The 16,422-nt window shown below is 71.3% G+C and carries 15 protein-coding genes; 12 read left to right on the top strand and 3 right to left on the bottom strand.

The window, feature by feature from the left end:
• Nucleotides 1–31 precede the first annotated feature (31 nt).
• From urtB to urtE, 4 genes are read left to right on the top strand one after another with little or no spacing between them, the layout of a single operon-like run.
• Entirely contained in the window at nucleotides 32–916 is an 885-nt protein-coding gene (urtB, locus tag FDO65_RS06635; protein WP_137448585.1) for an urea ABC transporter permease subunit UrtB, read from the top strand.
• Nucleotides 916–2,058 (top strand): urea ABC transporter permease subunit UrtC, encoded by a 1,143-nt coding sequence (gene urtC / locus FDO65_RS06630; protein ID WP_137449557.1) that lies wholly within the window; start codon nucleotides 916–918, stop codon nucleotides 2,056–2,058. The genes urtB and urtC overlap by 1 nt, the downstream gene beginning before the upstream one ends.
• Nucleotides 2,058–2,933 carry an urea ABC transporter ATP-binding protein UrtD gene (urtD, locus tag FDO65_RS06625; RefSeq protein WP_137448584.1) on the top strand — a complete coding sequence of 292 codons (876 nt, stop codon included), beginning with the start codon at nucleotides 2,058–2,060 and terminating at the stop codon, nucleotides 2,931–2,933. The genes urtC and urtD overlap by 1 nt, the downstream gene beginning before the upstream one ends.
• Nucleotides 2,933–3,625 carry an urea ABC transporter ATP-binding subunit UrtE gene (gene urtE / locus FDO65_RS06620; RefSeq protein ID WP_137448583.1) on the top strand — a complete coding sequence of 231 codons (693 nt, stop codon included), beginning with the start codon at nucleotides 2,933–2,935 and terminating at the stop codon, nucleotides 3,623–3,625. The genes urtD and urtE overlap by 1 nt, the downstream gene beginning before the upstream one ends.
• A 13-nt stretch (nucleotides 3,626–3,638) precedes the next feature.
• On the opposite strand, the gene FDO65_RS06615 is transcribed toward urtE, so the two are convergent.
• Together FDO65_RS06615 and ppk2 are read right to left on the bottom strand one after the other, a co-directional pair.
• The gene (locus tag FDO65_RS06615) at nucleotides 3,639–4,595 is read right to left on the bottom strand and encodes a DUF389 domain-containing protein (RefSeq protein WP_137448582.1); all 957 of its coding nucleotides are present in this window, start codon (nucleotides 4,593–4,595) and stop codon (nucleotides 3,639–3,641) included.
• A gap of 33 nt (nucleotides 4,596–4,628) precedes the next feature.
• Nucleotides 4,629–5,495 carry a polyphosphate kinase 2 gene (gene ppk2, locus FDO65_RS06610; RefSeq protein WP_137448581.1) on the bottom strand — a complete coding sequence of 289 codons (867 nt, stop codon included), beginning with the start codon at nucleotides 5,493–5,495 and terminating at the stop codon, nucleotides 4,629–4,631.
• Nucleotides 5,496–5,640: 145 nt separating this feature from the next.
• Here ppk2 and FDO65_RS06605 point away from each other — a divergent pair, with 145 nt between their 5' ends.
• The 8 genes from FDO65_RS06605 (at nucleotide 5,641) to FDO65_RS06570 (ending at nucleotide 15,775) form a co-directional block, all read left to right on the top strand.
• Entirely contained in the window at nucleotides 5,641–7,620 is a 1,980-nt protein-coding gene (locus tag FDO65_RS06605) for an ABC1 kinase family protein (protein ID WP_137448580.1), read from the top strand.
• Between the two features lie 33 nt (nucleotides 7,621–7,653).
• Complete coding sequence (locus tag FDO65_RS06600; protein WP_137448579.1) at nucleotides 7,654–9,639, top strand: S9 family peptidase; 1,986 nt, start codon at nucleotides 7,654–7,656, stop codon at nucleotides 9,637–9,639.
• Between the two features lie 112 nt (nucleotides 9,640–9,751).
• Nucleotides 9,752–10,240 carry a Fur family transcriptional regulator gene (locus tag FDO65_RS06595; protein ID WP_137449555.1) on the top strand — a complete coding sequence of 163 codons (489 nt, stop codon included), beginning with the start codon at nucleotides 9,752–9,754 and terminating at the stop codon, nucleotides 10,238–10,240.
• A 116-nt stretch (nucleotides 10,241–10,356) separates the two neighbouring features.
• Nucleotides 10,357–11,880, top strand: a complete 1,524-nt coding sequence (locus FDO65_RS06590) for a catalase (protein ID WP_137448578.1) — start codon at nucleotides 10,357–10,359, stop codon at nucleotides 11,878–11,880.
• A 247-nt stretch (nucleotides 11,881–12,127) separates the two neighbouring features.
• Entirely contained in the window at nucleotides 12,128–13,048 is a 921-nt protein-coding gene (locus FDO65_RS06585; protein WP_137448577.1) for a ParA family protein, read from the top strand.
• Between the two features lie 71 nt (nucleotides 13,049–13,119).
• On the top strand, nucleotides 13,120–13,497 hold the full coding sequence (locus FDO65_RS06580; protein ID WP_137448576.1) for a hypothetical protein: 378 nt from the start codon (nucleotides 13,120–13,122) through the stop codon (nucleotides 13,495–13,497).
• A gap of 96 nt (nucleotides 13,498–13,593) precedes the next feature.
• Nucleotides 13,594–14,478, top strand: a complete 885-nt coding sequence (locus FDO65_RS06575; RefSeq protein WP_137449553.1) for a DMT family transporter — start codon at nucleotides 13,594–13,596, stop codon at nucleotides 14,476–14,478.
• Between the two features lie 166 nt (nucleotides 14,479–14,644).
• Nucleotides 14,645–15,775 carry a glycerol dehydrogenase gene (locus FDO65_RS06570; protein ID WP_137449551.1) on the top strand — a complete coding sequence of 377 codons (1,131 nt, stop codon included), beginning with the start codon at nucleotides 14,645–14,647 and terminating at the stop codon, nucleotides 15,773–15,775.
• A gap of 90 nt (nucleotides 15,776–15,865) precedes the next feature.
• Here FDO65_RS06570 and FDO65_RS06565 read toward each other — a convergent pair whose 3' ends face one another.
• Nucleotides 15,866–16,372 carry a PGPGW domain-containing protein gene (locus tag FDO65_RS06565; protein ID WP_137448575.1) on the bottom strand — a complete coding sequence of 169 codons (507 nt, stop codon included), beginning with the start codon at nucleotides 16,370–16,372 and terminating at the stop codon, nucleotides 15,866–15,868.
• Nucleotides 16,373–16,422: the final 50 nt, after the last annotated feature.

The raw sequence follows: 16,422 nt of genomic DNA, 5'->3' as shown, positions 1-16,422 counted from the left end.
GCGCCCTGCCCCCTGGAGAAAGGACACCCGCATGGAGACGCTGATCTCCCAGGTGTTCGCCGGCCTGTCGGTCGGCTCGATCCTGCTGCTGATCGCCCTTGGTCTCGTGCTGACGTTCGGTCAGATGGGGGTGATCAACATGGCGCAGGGCGAGTTCATCATGGCCGGCGCCTACACCGCCTACGTGATGCAGTTCGTCTTCACCAATCCCGGTGTCTCGCTGCTGATCTCGCTGCCGGTCGCGTTCGCGCTGGCCGGCCTGCTGGGCGTCGTGCTGGAGGCCACCCTGCTGCGCCGGATGTACGACCGGCCGCTCGACACCCTGCTGGTCACCTGGGGTGTCGCCCTGATCCTGCAGCAGGTCGCGCGGGACGTGTTCGGGGCGCCCAACGTGGACGTGCCGGCACCGTCGTTCCTGTCCGGCTCGGTCAGTTTCTTCGGAGTCGCGCTGCCGCTGTCCCGGTTGTTCATCCTGGCGCTGTCGCTGGCCGCGGTGATCGGGCTGACCCTGGTGCTGGTCCGCACGTCGCTCGGCCGGCGCATCCGGGCCACCGTGCAGAACCGCCCACTGGCCGAGACCTCGGGCATCTCCACCCGATCCACCGACCGGATGACCTTCTTCCTGGGCTCCGGCCTGGCCGGGATCGCCGGTGTCGCGCTCTCCCAGGTCGGCTCGATCGGCCCCACCCTGGGCACCAACTACGTCATCGACGCCTTCCTGGTCGTCGTGGTCGGCGGCATCGGCCAGATCAAGGGCGCCGTCATCGCCGCCTTCGCGCTCGGCCTGCTGCGGGCCGGGTTCGAGTACGAGACGTCGGCGTCGATCGCCAAGGTGCTCGTGTTCGTCGCCATCGTGATCTTCCTGCAGGTACGGCCGCAGGGCATCGTCAACGTGCGGACCCGGAGCCTGGCGTGATTAAGCTGCTGACCTCGTCCTCCACCCGGGTGTGGATCGGGCTGGCCGTGCTGGCCGTCCTGCTGCTCGGGGTCGCCCCCGCGCTGCTCAGCGACTTCCGGCTCGGCCTGCTCGGCAAGTACCTGTGCTTCGCGATCGTCGCCGTCGGGATCGGCCTGGCCTGGGGGCGGGGCGGCATGCTCACCCTCGGCCAGGGTGTCTTCTTCGGTCTCGGTGGTTACGTGATGGCGATGCACATGAAGCTGGACGACGCCGGCCCGTCCGGCGTCCCGGACTTCCTGCAGCTCTACGGGTCCGGTCAGGTGCCGGGCTGGTGGGAGCCGTTCCGCAGCGGCGTCGTGACGCTGCTCGCGATCCCGCTCGTCCCGGCCGTGCTCGCCGTTGTGCTGGGCCTGGCCACCTTCAAGCGCAAGGTCCGCGGCGCCTACTTCGCGATCCTGTCGCAGGCGCTGGCGGCCGCGTTCGCCATCCTGCTGATCGGCAACCAGGCCACCACGGGAGGCACCAACGGGCTCAACGGGTTCCGGTCGTTCTTCGGCTACGACCTGAGTGACCCGGCCAACCGGCAGATGGTCTACTTCCTCATCGCCATCGTCCTGCTCGTGATGATGGCGCTCACCTGGCAGCTCATGACCAGCCGGTACGGCGAGCTGCTGGTCGCCTGCCGCGACAGTGAGGAACGCGTCCGCTTCCTGGGCTACGACCCGGCGAACGTCAAGACGGTCGCCTACGTCATCGCCGCGGTGATGGCCGGGATCGCCGGCGCGCTGTTCACGGTGATCGTCGGCATCATCTCGCCGGCCGACGTCGGCATCGTCCCGTCGATCGGCATGCTCATCGGCGTCGCCATCGGCGGCCGCACCACCCTGTTCGGGCCGGTGCTCGGCACGATCGCGGTCGCCTGGCTGGAAACCAGTCTGTCCGAGAGCTTCCCGTCGTTCTGGGTCTATTTCCAGGGTGCGTTGTTCATGCTCGTCGTCGCGTTCCTGCCCGGTGGGCTGGCCTCGCTGGGCGGTGGCCTGACGGGCCTGCGGGACCGGCTGGCCGGCCGCCACCGCTCCGGCCCGCCTGATCCCGGCGGCCCGGTCGCGGCCGACGCCCCCGGCGTGAGTGACGCCGCGATGGTGAAGGGACCCGCCTGATGGCCACCGATTATCTCCAGATCACCGATGTGACGGTCACTTTCGACGGATTCGTGGCCGTCGACAAGGTCAATCTGACCGTCCTGAAGGGCGACCTGCGCTTTCTCATCGGCCCGAACGGCGCGGGCAAGACCACGCTGGTCGACGCGGTCAGTGGGCTGGTCCCGTCGACCGGCTACGTCGAGTTCGCCGGACAGCAGCTGTCCGGCCGGAAGGTGCACCGCATCGCCCGGATGGGCGTGGGCCGCACCTTCCAGACCGCCACCGTGTTCGAGAAACTCACTGTCGTCCAGAACCTCGACATCGCCGCCGGCGCCGGCCGGGGGCCCCTGTCGCTGCTGCGTCGCCGCCGCGGGGTACCCCCGACCGTCGCCGAGGCGCTGGAGACCATCGGCCTGACCGAGCTGGCCGACACCCCGGCCGGCATCCTCGCGCACGGCCAGAAGCAGTGGCTGGAGATCGGGATGCTGCTGGTCCAGAACGCTCAGCTGCTGTTGCTCGACGAGCCGGTCGCCGGCATGAGCGCCGACGAACGCGACCAGACCGGTCGGCTGCTGCAGCGCATCGCGCAGGAGCGGACCGTCGTCATCGTCGAACACGACATGGACTTCATGCGCGCGTTCGCCAAGTCGGTGACCGTGCTGGCGGCCGGCAAGGTGCTGTCCGAGGGCACCGTCGCGCAGGTCCAGGCCGACCCGAAGGTGCAGGAGGTCTACCTGGGCACCGCGGCCCACGCCGCGGGTGCGCCCACCGAGGACGCCGCGGCGCTGATCGCCGCGCAGGCCGCGCAGGTCGAGGAACTGGTCGAGGTCACCGACCACGGTGCCGGCGCGCAGGCGTCCGCCGGGGTCGGCCGGAGCGAGGGGACCGGCTGATGCTGGAACTGCAGGACGTGCACGTCGGCTACGGCCGCACCGACGTCATCCACGGGGTCAGCCTGACCGTCCCGAAGGACGGGGTGGCCGCGGTGATGGGCCACAACGGGGCCGGCAAGACGACCCTGCTGCGGGCCGCGGTTGGGCTGCTGAAGGTGCGGTCCGGGCGGGTGCTGCTGGACGGCGAGGACGTCACCAGGCTCGCCCCCAATCAGCGGGTCGCCCGCGGTCTGGCCTACGTGCCGCAGGGCCAGCAGTCGTTCGGCCAGCTGACCACGGCCGAGAACCTGCAACTGGTCGCCGACGGCCGGGCCCGCGGCACAGAGCTCATCGGCGAGGCGCTGGATCTGTTCCCGGCCCTGAAGGGGCTGCTGTCCCGCAAGGCCGGCCTGCTCTCCGGCGGTCAGCGTCAGCAGCTGGCCATCGCCCGGGCACTCATCACCGAGCCGCGCATGCTCATCCTGGACGAGCCGACCGAGGGCATCCAACCGTCGGTGGTCGCCGAGATCGAGCAGACCATCCTGGATCTCACCAGCCGTGGGGGGCTGTCGGTGCTGCTGGTCGAGCAGCACGTCGGGTTCGCGCTCGGCGCCGCGTCGGTGTACTGCGTCCTGGCGTCCGGGCGGATCTCCTCGTCCGGTGCCGGTGGGGCGGGCGCCGCGGTCGACGTGCTGTCCGCGATGGCCATCTGACCGGTCGGGTCCGTCACCGCCGGGGACGGGGGACGTCCGGCACGACCCGGGGCACCCGGCGCCAGACCGCGCGCTGGACGGCCAGGGTCGCCAACGCGGCCAGCAGGATGCCGACCAGGTTGATCCCCAGCTGCGCGGCCGCCTCGCCCACCTCGCGACCGTCGCCGAGGGCCAACGACAGGGCGATGTCGCCGGCGGCCGGCACCGTGGTCACCGAGATGAACACCCCGACCAGCGCGCCCGACTTGGCCGAGGTCAACGACAGCACGCCGGCGATGCCGGCCAGTACGGCGACCACCACCGACCAGCGGTCGGGCTGGGTGATGAACCCGGTGGCCGGCCGGTCGGCCGCCAGTAGGTCGCTGCCGTACCAGCCGGCGACCCGCCCGAGCAGCGCCACGAGCGCGGTGACGCCGATGGCGATGGCGAAGCCCGCCACCAGCGTCACCAGCGCCTGCCGGGCGATCGACCGGCGGCCGCCGACCACCGCCACGGCGAGCGCCGCGATCGGAGCGAACTCCGGTCCGAGCACCATCGCGCCGATGACCAGGATCGCCGAGTCGTTGACGATGGCCACCGCCGCCAGCAGCGTGGCGATGGTCAGGAAGGCGACGTAAGCCACCGACAGCGTGCTGTCGGAGGCCGTGGTGCGCACCACCTGTTCCCAGACCACGGCATCGGCGCCGTCCCCGGGGGCACGGTCCTCGGCGACCTCGGCGCTGCGGGACACCGCGGTGTCCACCGACTCCAGGGCGATGCCGCCGTCCCGGTCGACGTGCAGGTCCCGCAACCGGCGGACGAGGCCGTCGGCCGCTTCCCGGGCCACGTCGGCGAGGAACAGGTCGCCCGGCGGCACCACCGAACCGCCGGGCACCACCGCGAGGTGGGCGGTGCCGGGATCGGCCTCGAACAGTGCCCGCACCTCGTCGCTGCGGTCGGTCGGGCAGGTCACGCGCAGATGCAGGAGCACACGCCGTTCCTACCGTGCCGGCGGTCCGGGGTCCTACTTGCCGTCCCTGACCAGCCGAGAGGCGACGTCCGGCACGTAGGTGAACTCCGAGCGCGGCGGGCGTTGGTACTCGACACTCTCCGGCCGGTGCGGGATGTCGACGACCGGGGGTTCCCGGGGTTCCCACGGCACGATCGAGAGCAGGTGCGACATCACGTTGATCCGGGAACGCTTCTTGTCCTCGCTCTCCACGGTGTACCAGGGCGCCTCGGCGATGTCGGTGTGGATGAACATCTCGTCCTTGGCCCGGGAGTAGTCGGCCCAGCGGGAGATGGACTGGACGTCCATCGGGGAGAGTTTCCAGCGACGCATCGGGTCGGTCTGCCGGGAGCGGAACCGCTTCTCCTGCTCGACATCGGACACCGAGAACCAGTACTTGACCAGCAGGATGCCGTCCTGCACCAGCAGCCGTTCGAAGATGGGCGCCTGCTGCAGGAAGCGGCGGTACTCGGCGGTGGTACAGAAACCCATGACCCGTTCGACCCCGGCGCGGTTGTACCAGCTGCGGTCCATCAGGACGATCTCCCCGGCCGCGGGCAGATGCTCGACGTACCGCTGGAAGTACCACTGCGTCTTCTGTCGTTCGGTCGGGGCGGGCAGCGCGACGATCCGGGCGGTCCGGGGGTTGAGGTACTCGGTGATGCGTTTGATGGCCGAGCCCTTGCCGGCCGCGTCGCGTCCCTCGAAGATCACCACCAGGCGGAAGCCGGTCTCCTTGATCCACTGCTGCATGGAGACGAGGTCGGCCTGCAGTCGCTGGACCTCCTTCTCGTAGGCCTTCTTCGACAGCTTGGGAAGGTCGCCCCCGGCGACCGGTTCCGCAGCCGCCGCCTGCTCGCGTTCCCGTTCCGATGAGGACATCCGTCCGCTCCGCTCGCTCGATCCTGCCGTGCAGCTTGGCACGCAGATCGCTGGACGTCGCCGCGAACCGGATCACGTAACACGCCCGGATGAGAGTGGACCCGGGTCGGTGGACAGCGCCCGTACGGGCAGCGACGCTGACCGGGTGGTCATCGAATTCGACTCCGTGTGGGAAGTGTTCTGGGCGATCGTCTACGTCCTGTTGGTCGGGGTGGTCTCCGGCCGCATCCTCGGCGTGCGGCGCGGGTGGTTACGGGCCACCATCGCCGGACTGATTGGCAGCCTCGTCGGCCTCGCCCTGGGCGTGCTGATCCTGCAGGGTGAAAGGCCCATCGACGCGACCGATCTGCTCACCGTCGGCTTCGGGTTCTCGCTGCTCGTCACGATGGTCCTGAGCATCGTGCTGGACGTGCTGCTGCGACCGCGCCGCACCGGGCCCCGGCCCCGCCTGCGCACCCGCGTCCGCACGTTCTTCACCGTCGGCGGCCGGTTGTTCGACGTGGCGCGGATCGCGCGGCGCAACGGGGTCGGCACCCGGGTCACCAACCGGTCGGCCCTGGCCAACCCGGAGAACGCGCTGCGGGTCAAGATGTTCCTGCAGGACTGCGGGGGCATGTTCATCAAGTTCGGGCAGATCGCCTCGACCCGCAGCGACGTCCTGCCCGCGCCCCTGGTCGACGCGCTCAGCGAGCTGCAGGCCAACGTCGCCCCGGTGTCGTGGGAGGCCGTCCGCCGCATCCTGGACGACGAACTGGACGGGCCACTGGAACGGACCTTCGCCTCGTTCTCCAACCAGCCGCTGGCCGCCGCTTCCATCGGGCAGACCCACCTGGCCGAGCTGGTCGACGGCCGTCAGGTGGTCGTCAAGGTCCGCCGCCCGGACGTCGAGGTGGGTGTGGCCCGCGACTCGGCCGTGCTGCGGTGGGGCACCCGGGCGCTGCTGCGCCGCTCGGAGGCGGCGCGCTCGATCGGCCTGAAGGGGATCTCCGAGGAGCTCATCCGCTCCGTGCAGCAGGAGCTGTCCTACATCCACGAGGCGGGCAACTCCCGGACCCTGGCCGGGGCGACTCCGGCCGGTCGGGTGAAGATCCCGGCGGTCTACTCCGAGTACTCCACCGATGGGCTGCTGGTCATGCAGCGGGTGAACGGCCGGCCGGTCTCGGACGCCGCTGCGGTGGACGCCACCGGAGTCGACCGCGCGGTCCTGGCGGCCGATCTGCTCGGCACCTTCCTCGAGCAGCTGATGAACGCGGGTGTGTATCACGCCGACCCGCACCCGGGAAACATCCTCATCGACCCGGACGGCGGTCTGTGGCTCATCGACTTCGGCGCGGTCGGGCTGGTCGACCCGGTCAGCATGGACGCGCTCCGTCTGATGGGCGCGGGCCTGATGACGCGGGAACCGGCCCTGCTGGCCCGGGCGCTACGGGTGCTGGCCGGTTCCGCGGCCGACGGTCTGGACCCGCAGGCCCTCGAGGCCGAGATCAGCGTCGTGCTCAGTGAGCGGCTCCGCGCCGGCGGGTTCGACCCCAAGGGCCTGCAGGAGATCATCGACGTCATGCGCCGGCACGAGCTGCCGGTTCCCGCCACCTTCACCGTCCTCGCCAGGGCGCTGCTCACGCTCGAGGGCACCCTGCGCACCCTGGACCCCGGCCTGGACACCGCGGCGGCCGCGTCCAAGCAACTGGGCACCGCGATGAAGTCCCAGGGAGACGTGCGCGCGGTCGCCCAGGCCGAGTTCCTGCGGGCTCTGCCGTCGCTGCGGGCCCTGCCGGCGCTGGTGGAGGACATCGGCCTGCAGGTCCGGTCCGGCCGGTTGCACGTCCAGCTGGACCCGGTCGCCGGGCGGACCCAGAGCCAGGTCACCCGGTGGATCGACCAGGCGCTCTTCACCGTCATCGCCGGCCTCGGGCTGGTGGCGTCGTCGGTGCTGCTGGTCGGCGCGGCGATCGCCGCGGACCCCGCGCAGGACAACATCGGGCTCGACGCGCTGCGGGTGGTCGGCTGGCTCGGCCTGGTGTTCTCCGGCGTGATGCTGATGCGGGTGGTCGCCCAGATCCTGCGCCGGGACGGCGAACTGGAGGGTCTGGGTGGTCTGGGAACGACTTTCCGCCGGTCCGGCTGACCGCGGGTCCGGGCCGCGGTTACCGTCGGTGCAGTGGAACCCGACGATCTCGACCTGCTCCGCACCCCCGGCCCGCCGGCCCTGACCGTGGACGGCGCCGTCCTGGTCGCGCTGTCCGTCCCGGACCTGACGGCCGACCGGAACACCTCCCGCATCGTGCGGCTGCGGCCGGGTGACGGTCCGCCCGCCCGGTCCACCGGTCGCGCCGTCGCCCTCACCGACGGCCCGGTGGACACCGACCCGGTGACGTCCCCGGACGGTCGCCTGCTGATCTTCCGACGGACGGTGGACCCGGGAGCGAGCGGCGCGGACGGCCACCCACAGCTGCACGCCCTGCCGCTCGACGGCGGCGAGGCGCGCCGGCTGACCGACCATCCGCTCGGTGCGGGAGTCCCCGTCTTCTCGCCGGACGGTCGCCGTTTCGTGTACCCGGCGGCCGTTCCGGAGCCCGGCCGGTACGGCACCGATCCGGACGTCGGTGCCGACGCCGAACCCGGTCGGCGGATCGACCGGTTCACCTACCGCGCGGACGGCACCGGTTTCGTGCTGGACCGCCTGCCGCAACTGTTCGTCGTCGAGCTGGATGAGGAGTCGCCGGGGGCACCGGTACGGCAGCTCACGGACGAGCCCCTCGGGGTGCGCGATCCGGTGGTCGGCCCCGACTCCAGCACCGTCTTCTACGTGCGCCCGACCGGGCTCGACGAGCTGACCGACGAGATCGCGACGATCACGGTCGATGCGGCCCCGGGGGTCGGGAGACCGGTCGTCCGGGCGGCGGGCTCGGCGGCCCGGCCGGTTCCGCACGCGGGCGGGATCCTCTACTACGGCGCCGCTTTCACCCGCAACGATGCGGCCGCCCGGACCACCGGGCTCTGGTGGGCCGCCGTCGGGGCCGATCCGGTCGACGGTCGGGTGGTGCGACGACTGACCGACGAGGAGACGGTGGACCTGGACCCGGCTGCCGGAATGGCCGTCCCGGTCGGTGACCGCGTGCTGGTCGCCGCCCTGCACCGGGGGACGGTGTCGGTGCGGGCCGTGCCGTTCGATCCCGACATTGCCCGCACAATGGACGATCTGGCTGAGATCGCCGGTCGGGGCCGGTTGGTGCGCTCCTTCGCGGCTCGGGACGGCGCCCTGGCCGTGGTCGTCGCCGACCCGTCGTCGACGGGCGAGGTGGTCCTGGTCGGTACCGACGGCCGGGAGGCGGTGCTGACCGACTTCGGGGCCGAGTTACGCGACCGGCGCGGTGTGTGCCCGCTGCAGGAGATCGAGGCCACCGCGCCCGACGGGTACCCGGTGCACGGTTTCCTGGTCCTTCCCCCCGGTCCGGGCCCGCACCCGGTGCTGGTGGTCGTCCACGGTGGGCCGCACGCCGCGTACTCGGCCGCCTTCTTCGACGAGGCCCAGGTCTACGCGTCCGCCGGGTACGCGGTGGTGCTGGGCAACCCCCGGGGCTCGGCCGGATACGGGCAGGCGCACGCCCGCGCCGTGCTGCACCGGCTGGGGACTGTCGACGCCGATGATCTGCTCGCGCTGCTCGACGTCGTGCGGGCGCGGCCCGACTGTGCGGCGGATCGGGTCGGGGTGATGGGCGGCTCCTACGGCGGCTTCATGACCAGCTGGCTGCTCGGGCACGCCGCCGATCGGTTCGTCGCCGGCATCAGCGAGCGGGCGGTGAACGCGTGGGACTCGTTCGCCGGCAGCAGCGACATCGGGTGGTACTTCACCGACACCTACGTGGGGGCCGAGCGTGACACCCAGTGGGCGGCATCGCCCCTGGCCGCGGCGGACGCGATCGACCGGCCACTGTTGATCGTGCACTCCGAGCACGACTGGCGGTGCCCGGTGGAGCAGGCCCAGCGGCTGTTCGTGTCGCTGCGGCGACGGGGCGTACCGGTGGAGATGGTGCTGTTCCCCGGTGAGGGACACGAACTCTCGCGCAGCGGCCGACCCCGCCACCGACGGCAGCGGTTCGAGGTCATCCTCGACTGGTGGGGGCGGCACCTGCCCGCCCGGTGAGTTCGATGAGCGTCCGGCGCTTTTCTTGACTCAGTCCAGAAAAGATGGTCAGCTGGTCTCGATGACAGCCCACAGTCAGACCTTCGGCACCGACGGTGTGCGGGAGACGGCCATGCCGGATCTCGCGGACCGCCTGCGCCGGGCCGGACTGCGGGTCACCAGTCAGCGGCTCGCCGTCCTGCGAGTCGTGGCCGACCATCCGCACAGCACCGCCGATCAGGTGCTGGACCTGGTGGCGCCGGGCCGGACGGCGGTGGCCGAGCCGACCGCTCCCGGGGCGCGCATCTCGCGGCAGGCCGTTTACGACGTCCTCAGCGCCGGGGTGACCGCTGGTCTGCTCCGCCGCATCGAGCCGGCCGGTTCGCCGGCCCGGTACGAGACCCGCACGGGCGACAACCACCACCACCTCATCTGCCGGATCTGCGGGCACACCGCGGACGTCGACTGCGCCATCGGCGCCGCGCCGTGCCTGCACCCGGCCGACCAGGACCGGGAGACGGTCGGATCGGACGGCTTCCTCGTCGAGGAGGCCGAGATCGTGTTCTGGGGTCGCTGCGCCGCTTGCGCCGCTCCCCGAACCGCCACCGACCCGTCTCCCTGAAGCCCCGCCCTCGATGCCGAGGGCGTACCCGAACCGCGACATCGGCGTCCGTGCCGCGGTTGTGCCAGTTCCGCCGACCGGACGCCAACTACCGCACCACCAGGAGGGCAACGCACTTGACCGCCACCGAACGACCCGCCACCACCACCGACGCCGGCATCCCGGTCGCCAGCGACCAGCATTCGCTGTCCCTCGGACCCGACGGTCCGCTGCTGCTGCAGGACCACTACCTGCTCGAGCAGATGGCCAACTTCAACCGTGAGCGCATCGTCGAGCGCCAGCCGCACGCCAAGGGTGGCGGCGCCTTCGGGCACTTCGAGGTGACGCAGGACGTCAGCGCCTTCACCCGGGCCGCGGTCTTCCAGCCCGGCGTGAAAACTGAGGCGCTGATCCGCTTCTCGACCGTCGCCGGGGAGCGGGGATCGCCCGACACCTGGCGCGATCCGCGCGGCTTCTCGCTCAAGCTGTACACCGAGGAGGGCAACCTCGACCTCGTCGGCAACAACACCCCGGTGTTCTTCCTGCGCGACCCGATGAAGTTCCAGCACTTCATCCGGTCCCAGAAGCGGCGTGCCTCCAACAACCTGCGTGATCACGACATGCAGTGGGACTTCTGGACCCTCGTCCCCGAGTCCGCCCACCAGGTCACCTGGCTGATGGGCGACCGCGGCATCCCGCGCACCTGGCGGCACATGAACGGCTACGGCAGCCACACCTATATGTGGATCAACGCTGAAGGCGTCAAGTACTGGGTGAAATACCATTTCAAGACCGACCAGGGCATCGAGTGCTTCACCCAGGACGAGGCCGACCAGATGGCCGCGGTCGACACCGATTACCACCAGCGGGATCTGTGGGAGCACATCGAGGCCGGGGAGTTCCCCAGCTGGACGCTGCACATGCAGATCATGCCGTTCGAGGACGCGAAGACCTACCGGTTCAACCCGTTCGACCTGACCAAGGTGTGGCCGCACAGCGACTACCCGCTGCAGGAGGTCGGACGACTCACGTTGAACCGCAACGCGACCGACTATCACAGCCAGATCGAGCAGGCCGCGTTCGAACCCAACAACGCCGTCCCCGGCACCGGGCTGTCGCCGGACAAGATGCTGCTGGCCCGCGGGTTCTCCTACGCCGACGCGCACCGCGCCCGGCTCGGGGTCAACTACAAGCAGATTCCGGTCAACGCGCCGAAGTCGCCCGTCCACAGCTATTCCAAGGACGGCGCCATGCGGATCACCCCGGTGTCCGACCCGGTCTACGCGCCCAACTCCTACGGCGGGCCGCAGGCCGACCCGAGTCGCACTGACGACGGCGGCACCTGGCACGCCGACGGTGAGATGGTCCGCACCGCTTACACCCTGCGGGCCGAGGACGACGACTGGGGCCAGGCCGGCACTCTCGTCCGGGAGGTGTTCGACGACGCCCAGCGGGACCGCCTGGTCGACAATGTCGTCGGGCACCTGCTGAACGGTGTGAAGGAGCCGATTCTGCTCCGGGCGTTCGACTACTGGCGCAACGTCGACAAGAACATCGGCGACCGTATCGAGCAGGGCGTGCGCGCCAAGCAGGACGAGAAGGACCCGAAGGCGGCCGAGCAGGCCAACCCGGCCCGGTCCAGCATGCAGGCCAAGGCCTGATCGTCCGCTGAGCCGTCCGCGCCCCTGCGGGCGGCGTGACCTTCCCCGCCGCACCATCCGAGAGACCCGTCGAACCGCCATCGACGGGTCTCTCGGTCGTTCCTGGCCCCGATCGGCGCAGGTGGGCGGGCCGGGAGCGGCGTGGCACCACCCGTTCGAGCGTCCCACCCGGGACGATGGGCACGCACAGCCACGCCCTGACCGCCACCGCCGGTGGTCGGCGTGGGGGCCGAACGGGAGGTACTCCATGCGACGGGTCATCGCGATCGCCAACGGCAAGGGCGGCGTGGGCAAGACGACGCTCACCGCGTCGCTGGCCGGCCGGCTGGCCGCCGCCGGATCCCGGGTGCTCGTCGTCGACACCGACCCGCAGGGCAACCTGGCCCGCGACCTCGGTTACGAGTCCGAGGACGGCACCTCCCTGGCCCTGGCCATCACCCACGGGATGCCGTTGACCGTGGTGCGCGATGTCCGCGAGCGGCTGGATGTCGTCCCCGGCGGCCCCGCCCTGTGGGACGTCGGCGCCGCCTTCACCGCGCGGGGGGCTCGCGGCCAGACGCTGCCCGGTCTGGGTGCTGCGCTCGGCACCGCGTCACCGCGCGGCCGGGGCGACTACGACATCGTCCTGGTCGACACCCCGCCCGGTGAACCGGTTCTCCAGGACCTCGTCTTCGCCGCCGCCGACCACCTCATCATCCCGACGCGATCGGACGATGCCAGCCTGGACGGTCTGGTGGTGGTCGCCGAACGGTTCGCCGCCGCCCGCCGGGTCAATCCCGGTCTGACCCTGCTGGGCGTCGCCCTGTTCGGGGTGCGGCCGGGGAGCACCCGCCTGCACGGCCGGGTCCGCGCCGCCCTGGACGAGACACTCGGCGGCGTCGCTCCGGTCTTCGACACCAGCATCCGGTACCTGGAGAGCGCGGCGGTCGACATGCGCAGCCGTGGTCTGCTGCCCGACGAGCTGGCAGCTGCCCACCAGGGTGACACCGCCGACCGGATCGGCCGGCTGCGTTCGGGCGCGAGCACCGACGACGGTCAGGCCCTGCTGTCCCGGGAGTCGTCCGTGATCGGGTTGGCCGCGGACTACGCCGCCCTGGCGGACGAGGTCACCGCCGCCATCGGCCGGACCTCCGGCAAGCGCGCGCGGCGTTCCGGCATCGCCGTGTGACAGTGGAGGCGACCATCCACCGGACCGACGGTGGACGTGATCAGGGACGGCGCGACCCGGGAGTGATGGACATGGCGACACGCAAGCGGCCCCAGCTCGGGGCGCTCTTCGGTGGCGACGGGCCGGCGACGGACCGTCCGTCCGCCGCGGCCCGGTTGCGCGCGGTCTCCGACCACGCCGACCCGGCCGCCGAGCCTCCGACGTCCGCCCCGGGCCGGCCGGGGAAGCCGCCGGCCCCGCGGGTCATGCTCGACGCCGGTAGCCCGGCCCCCGGAGCCGGAACGATGAGCCCCGGTCCCACGCCCTGGTCGGCGGGCGGCTGGCTCGATCCGCTGGTGTTGGCCGCGCAGTACTTCGACTTCTGGCAGTCGGTCCTGGACACCAGCCGCCGGATGGTGCTCGGCGCGACCGCCACGGCCATCGGCCGTCCCCGCCCCGACGAGGACTGAGGCTCGGCCGCCCACCGCGCCCGTTCCCGCTGCGGCGGGTGACAGGGTGGGCGGGTGAGCGAACCGTCCTTGTCCCGCCCTCCCGTTCCGGCCGTTGTGACGGCCTCGCCCGCCGTCGGCCGTGGCGCGGGACTGACCCTCGGCGCCGTCGTCTTCACCGTGTTGGCCTGGGCGTCGGCCTTCGTGGCCATCCGGGCGGTCGGCACCGACCTCTCACCGGGCGCGCTGGCCCTGGGCCGCCTGGGCATCGGAACACTCGTGCTCGGGACGTTCCTGGCGATTCGCCGCACGTGGATCCGCCCGACCCGCCGCGAGTGGATGCTGATCGCCCTCTGCGGTCTGGCCTGGTTCGCGACGTACAACGTCGTGCTCAACGCCGCCGAACAGCGCCTGGACGCCGGCACCACGGCCCTGCTCGTCGGGGTGGGCCCGGTGTTGATCGCCCTGCTGGCCGGGGTCCTCCTGGGCGAGGGCTTTCCCCGGTGGCTGATCGTCGGGGCGGCGGTGGCCTTCGCCGGCGCGGTCCTCGTCGGACTGGGCACCCGCACCGCCGATTCGACCGACCTGTGGGGGGTCGCCCTCGCCCTCGCGGCCGCGCTGACGTACGCCGTCGGCGTGCTCGCCCAGAAGCCGACGCTCCGCCGACTGCCCGCCCTGCAGGTCACGTTCCTGGCCTGCGCCATCGGAGCCACCGCCTGTCTGCCGTTCGCCGGGACCCTCGTCCACGACCTGCGCACCGCCCATCCCGGAGCCATCGCCGGGCTCGTCTACCTGGGCGTCGTGCCGATGGCTTTCGCGTTCGTGACGTGGGCCTACGCCTTGGCCCGGATGGACGCCGGTCGGCTCGGCGTGACCACCTACCTGGTCCCGCCGATCACCATCGTGCTGTCCGCTCTCGTCCTGCAGGAATGGCCGCCGGTGCTGGCCGTCGTCGGGGGAGTGGTCTGTCTGGTCGGGGTGGGGCTGACCCGGCGGCGCTGAATCGATGCCACAGCCGCCGTGTTCTCACCAGATGACAACGGCGCTGGCCGCGCAGCTTTCGATCTTGGGAAGGTCGACCCTGTCGGCGCCGACCAGGGCACCGACGACCGGACATCGAGGTCCACCGTCACCGAGGAGAGCTTTCGTGACCCCTGCCGTGCGCACCATGATCAGTCCCGGCCGCTACGTGCAGGGCAAGGGGGCGATCCGGGAGCTGGGCACCTACGCCAAGCAGCTGGGCAACGCACCGCTGATCGTCGCCGACGACCTGGTGTGGGGGTTCGTCGGCCACGACATCGAGGCCTCCCTCAAGGCCGCCGGTCTGCCGGTGCGCCGGGAGAAGTTCAACGGCATCCCCAGCGCCAAGGAGATCGACCGCCTGGTCGGTGTCATCAAGGAGACCGGGAGCGATGTCGCCATCGCCGTCGGCGGCGGCAGCACCATCGACGCGGTCAAGGCGGCCGGGTTCCTCGCCGACATTCGGTGGGCCAATTGCCCGACCGTCGCCTCGACCGACGCGCCCTGCAGTGCGCTGTCGGTGATCTACACCGAGACCGGTGAGTTCGAGGAGTACCGCTTCTTCCCGCGCAACCCCGACCTGGTGCTCGTCGATTCCCAGGTCGTGGCCAATGCGCCGGTCGGCCTGCTGATCGCCGGAGTCGGCGACGCGCTGGCCACCTGGCTGGAGGCCCGGGCCACCTCCCGGTCGAACTCCAAGACGATGGCCGGCGGTGTGCCGACGGTCACCGGTACCGCCCTGGCCAAGCTCAGTTGGGAGGTGTTGTGGGAGAACGCCATCGAGGCGGTCGACGCGGTCAAGGACAAGCAGGTGACCCCGGCGGTGGAGAAGGTCATCGAGGCCAATACGCTGCTCTCGGGCCTCGGCTTCGAGTCGGGTGGCCTCGCCGCCGCGCATGCCATCCACAACGGCCTGACCGCCGTGCCGCAGACCCATGGTCTGGCCCACGGGCAGAAGGTCAACATCGGCTCGGTGACCCAACTGGTCCTGGAGGGCGCGCCGTCCAGCGACATCCGCGACTTCGTGGAGTTCACCACCCGGGTGGGCCTGCCCAACACCTTGTCCGAGGTCGGGCTGCGGGCCGATGACGCGGCGTCACTCGCGATCATTGCCGAGGCGGCCACGGTGCCGGGGGAGACGATCCACTCCATGCCGTTCGAGGTGTCGGCCGGCGACGTGGCCAGCGCCCTCGCGTCCATCGAGCGGATGTCCGCGGGCATCCGGGAACGGGCGGGTCTGCCGGCCCCGCGGCCGTACGTGGCGGCCGACCACCACTGATCGACCGCGGTACACCGTCCGCGCAGACGGAGATGGGCGGGCCCCCGGATCGATCGGGGGCCCGCCCATCATTCGTCGGTGCGGTGAGGGTCAGCGGCCCGCGCCTGGCCGGGATCGCAGATCCTGCTTCTCGTACAGCTGGTCGAGCGTCATGTCGCCGTAGCGGAAGTTCTTCATGCTCCACCCCAGCAGACCGAGGGCCAGCAGACCGGAGAAGATCAGGAACACGCCGGTGCCCCACCCGCCGAACAGCCACCACTTCTCGGCCAGCGGCCACCACCCGGGCGCCGCCGGCCGGATGCCCCAGAGGATGCCGAGGCCGATGAGCACCAGAGCCAGGACCGTCGACATGATGATGCGCGGCCAGGTGCGGACCCCCTCTGCGGCCCCCTTGTACGCGGCACGCTTGACCGGGTCGAGCAGACGGTCGGCCCACGCGTAGTTCTTGGCCAGCGCCCACAGGCCCAGCGCCAGCAGCAGCAGGCCGGGACCGGGCAGGATGAGGGCCGCGATGCCGGCGACCACCAGCACCCACCCGGCGATCTCCCAGGCGATGCGGGACGCCTTCGATTGCTGGGTCCCCGTCGATGCAGTCATGACATGAGAATGCCCCGTCGGCCGGCCGGATAATCCGTGGGGCGACCCGC

This window comes from Nakamurella flava (genome assembly GCF_005298075.1).
Lineage (GTDB): Bacteria > Actinomycetota > Actinomycetes > Mycobacteriales > Nakamurellaceae > Nakamurella > Nakamurella flava.
This window is presented reverse-complemented; position numbering and strand designations above follow the sequence as displayed.

Coding starts and splice junctions, on each gene's coding strand:
- FDO65_RS06570 (WP_137449551.1), top strand. CDS start 14,645: ATGATCAGTCCCGGCCGCTACGTGCAGGGCAAGGGGGCGATCCGGGAG.
- FDO65_RS06595 (WP_137449555.1), top strand. CDS start 9,752: ATGCCGGATCTCGCGGACCGCCTGCGCCGGGCCGGACTGCGGGTCACC.
- FDO65_RS06585 (WP_137448577.1), top strand. CDS start 12,128: ATGCGACGGGTCATCGCGATCGCCAACGGCAAGGGCGGCGTGGGCAAG.
- urtE (WP_137448583.1), top strand. CDS start 2,933: ATGCTGGAACTGCAGGACGTGCACGTCGGCTACGGCCGCACCGACGTC.
- urtD (WP_137448584.1), top strand. CDS start 2,058: ATGGCCACCGATTATCTCCAGATCACCGATGTGACGGTCACTTTCGAC.
- ppk2 (WP_137448581.1), bottom strand. CDS start 5,495: ATGTCCTCATCGGAACGGGAACGCGAGCAGGCGGCGGCTGCGGAACCG.
- FDO65_RS06565 (WP_137448575.1), bottom strand. CDS start 16,372: ATGACTGCATCGACGGGGACCCAGCAATCGAAGGCGTCCCGCATCGCC.
- FDO65_RS06580 (WP_137448576.1), top strand. CDS start 13,120: ATGGCGACACGCAAGCGGCCCCAGCTCGGGGCGCTCTTCGGTGGCGAC.
- urtB (WP_137448585.1), top strand. CDS start 32: ATGGAGACGCTGATCTCCCAGGTGTTCGCCGGCCTGTCGGTCGGCTCG.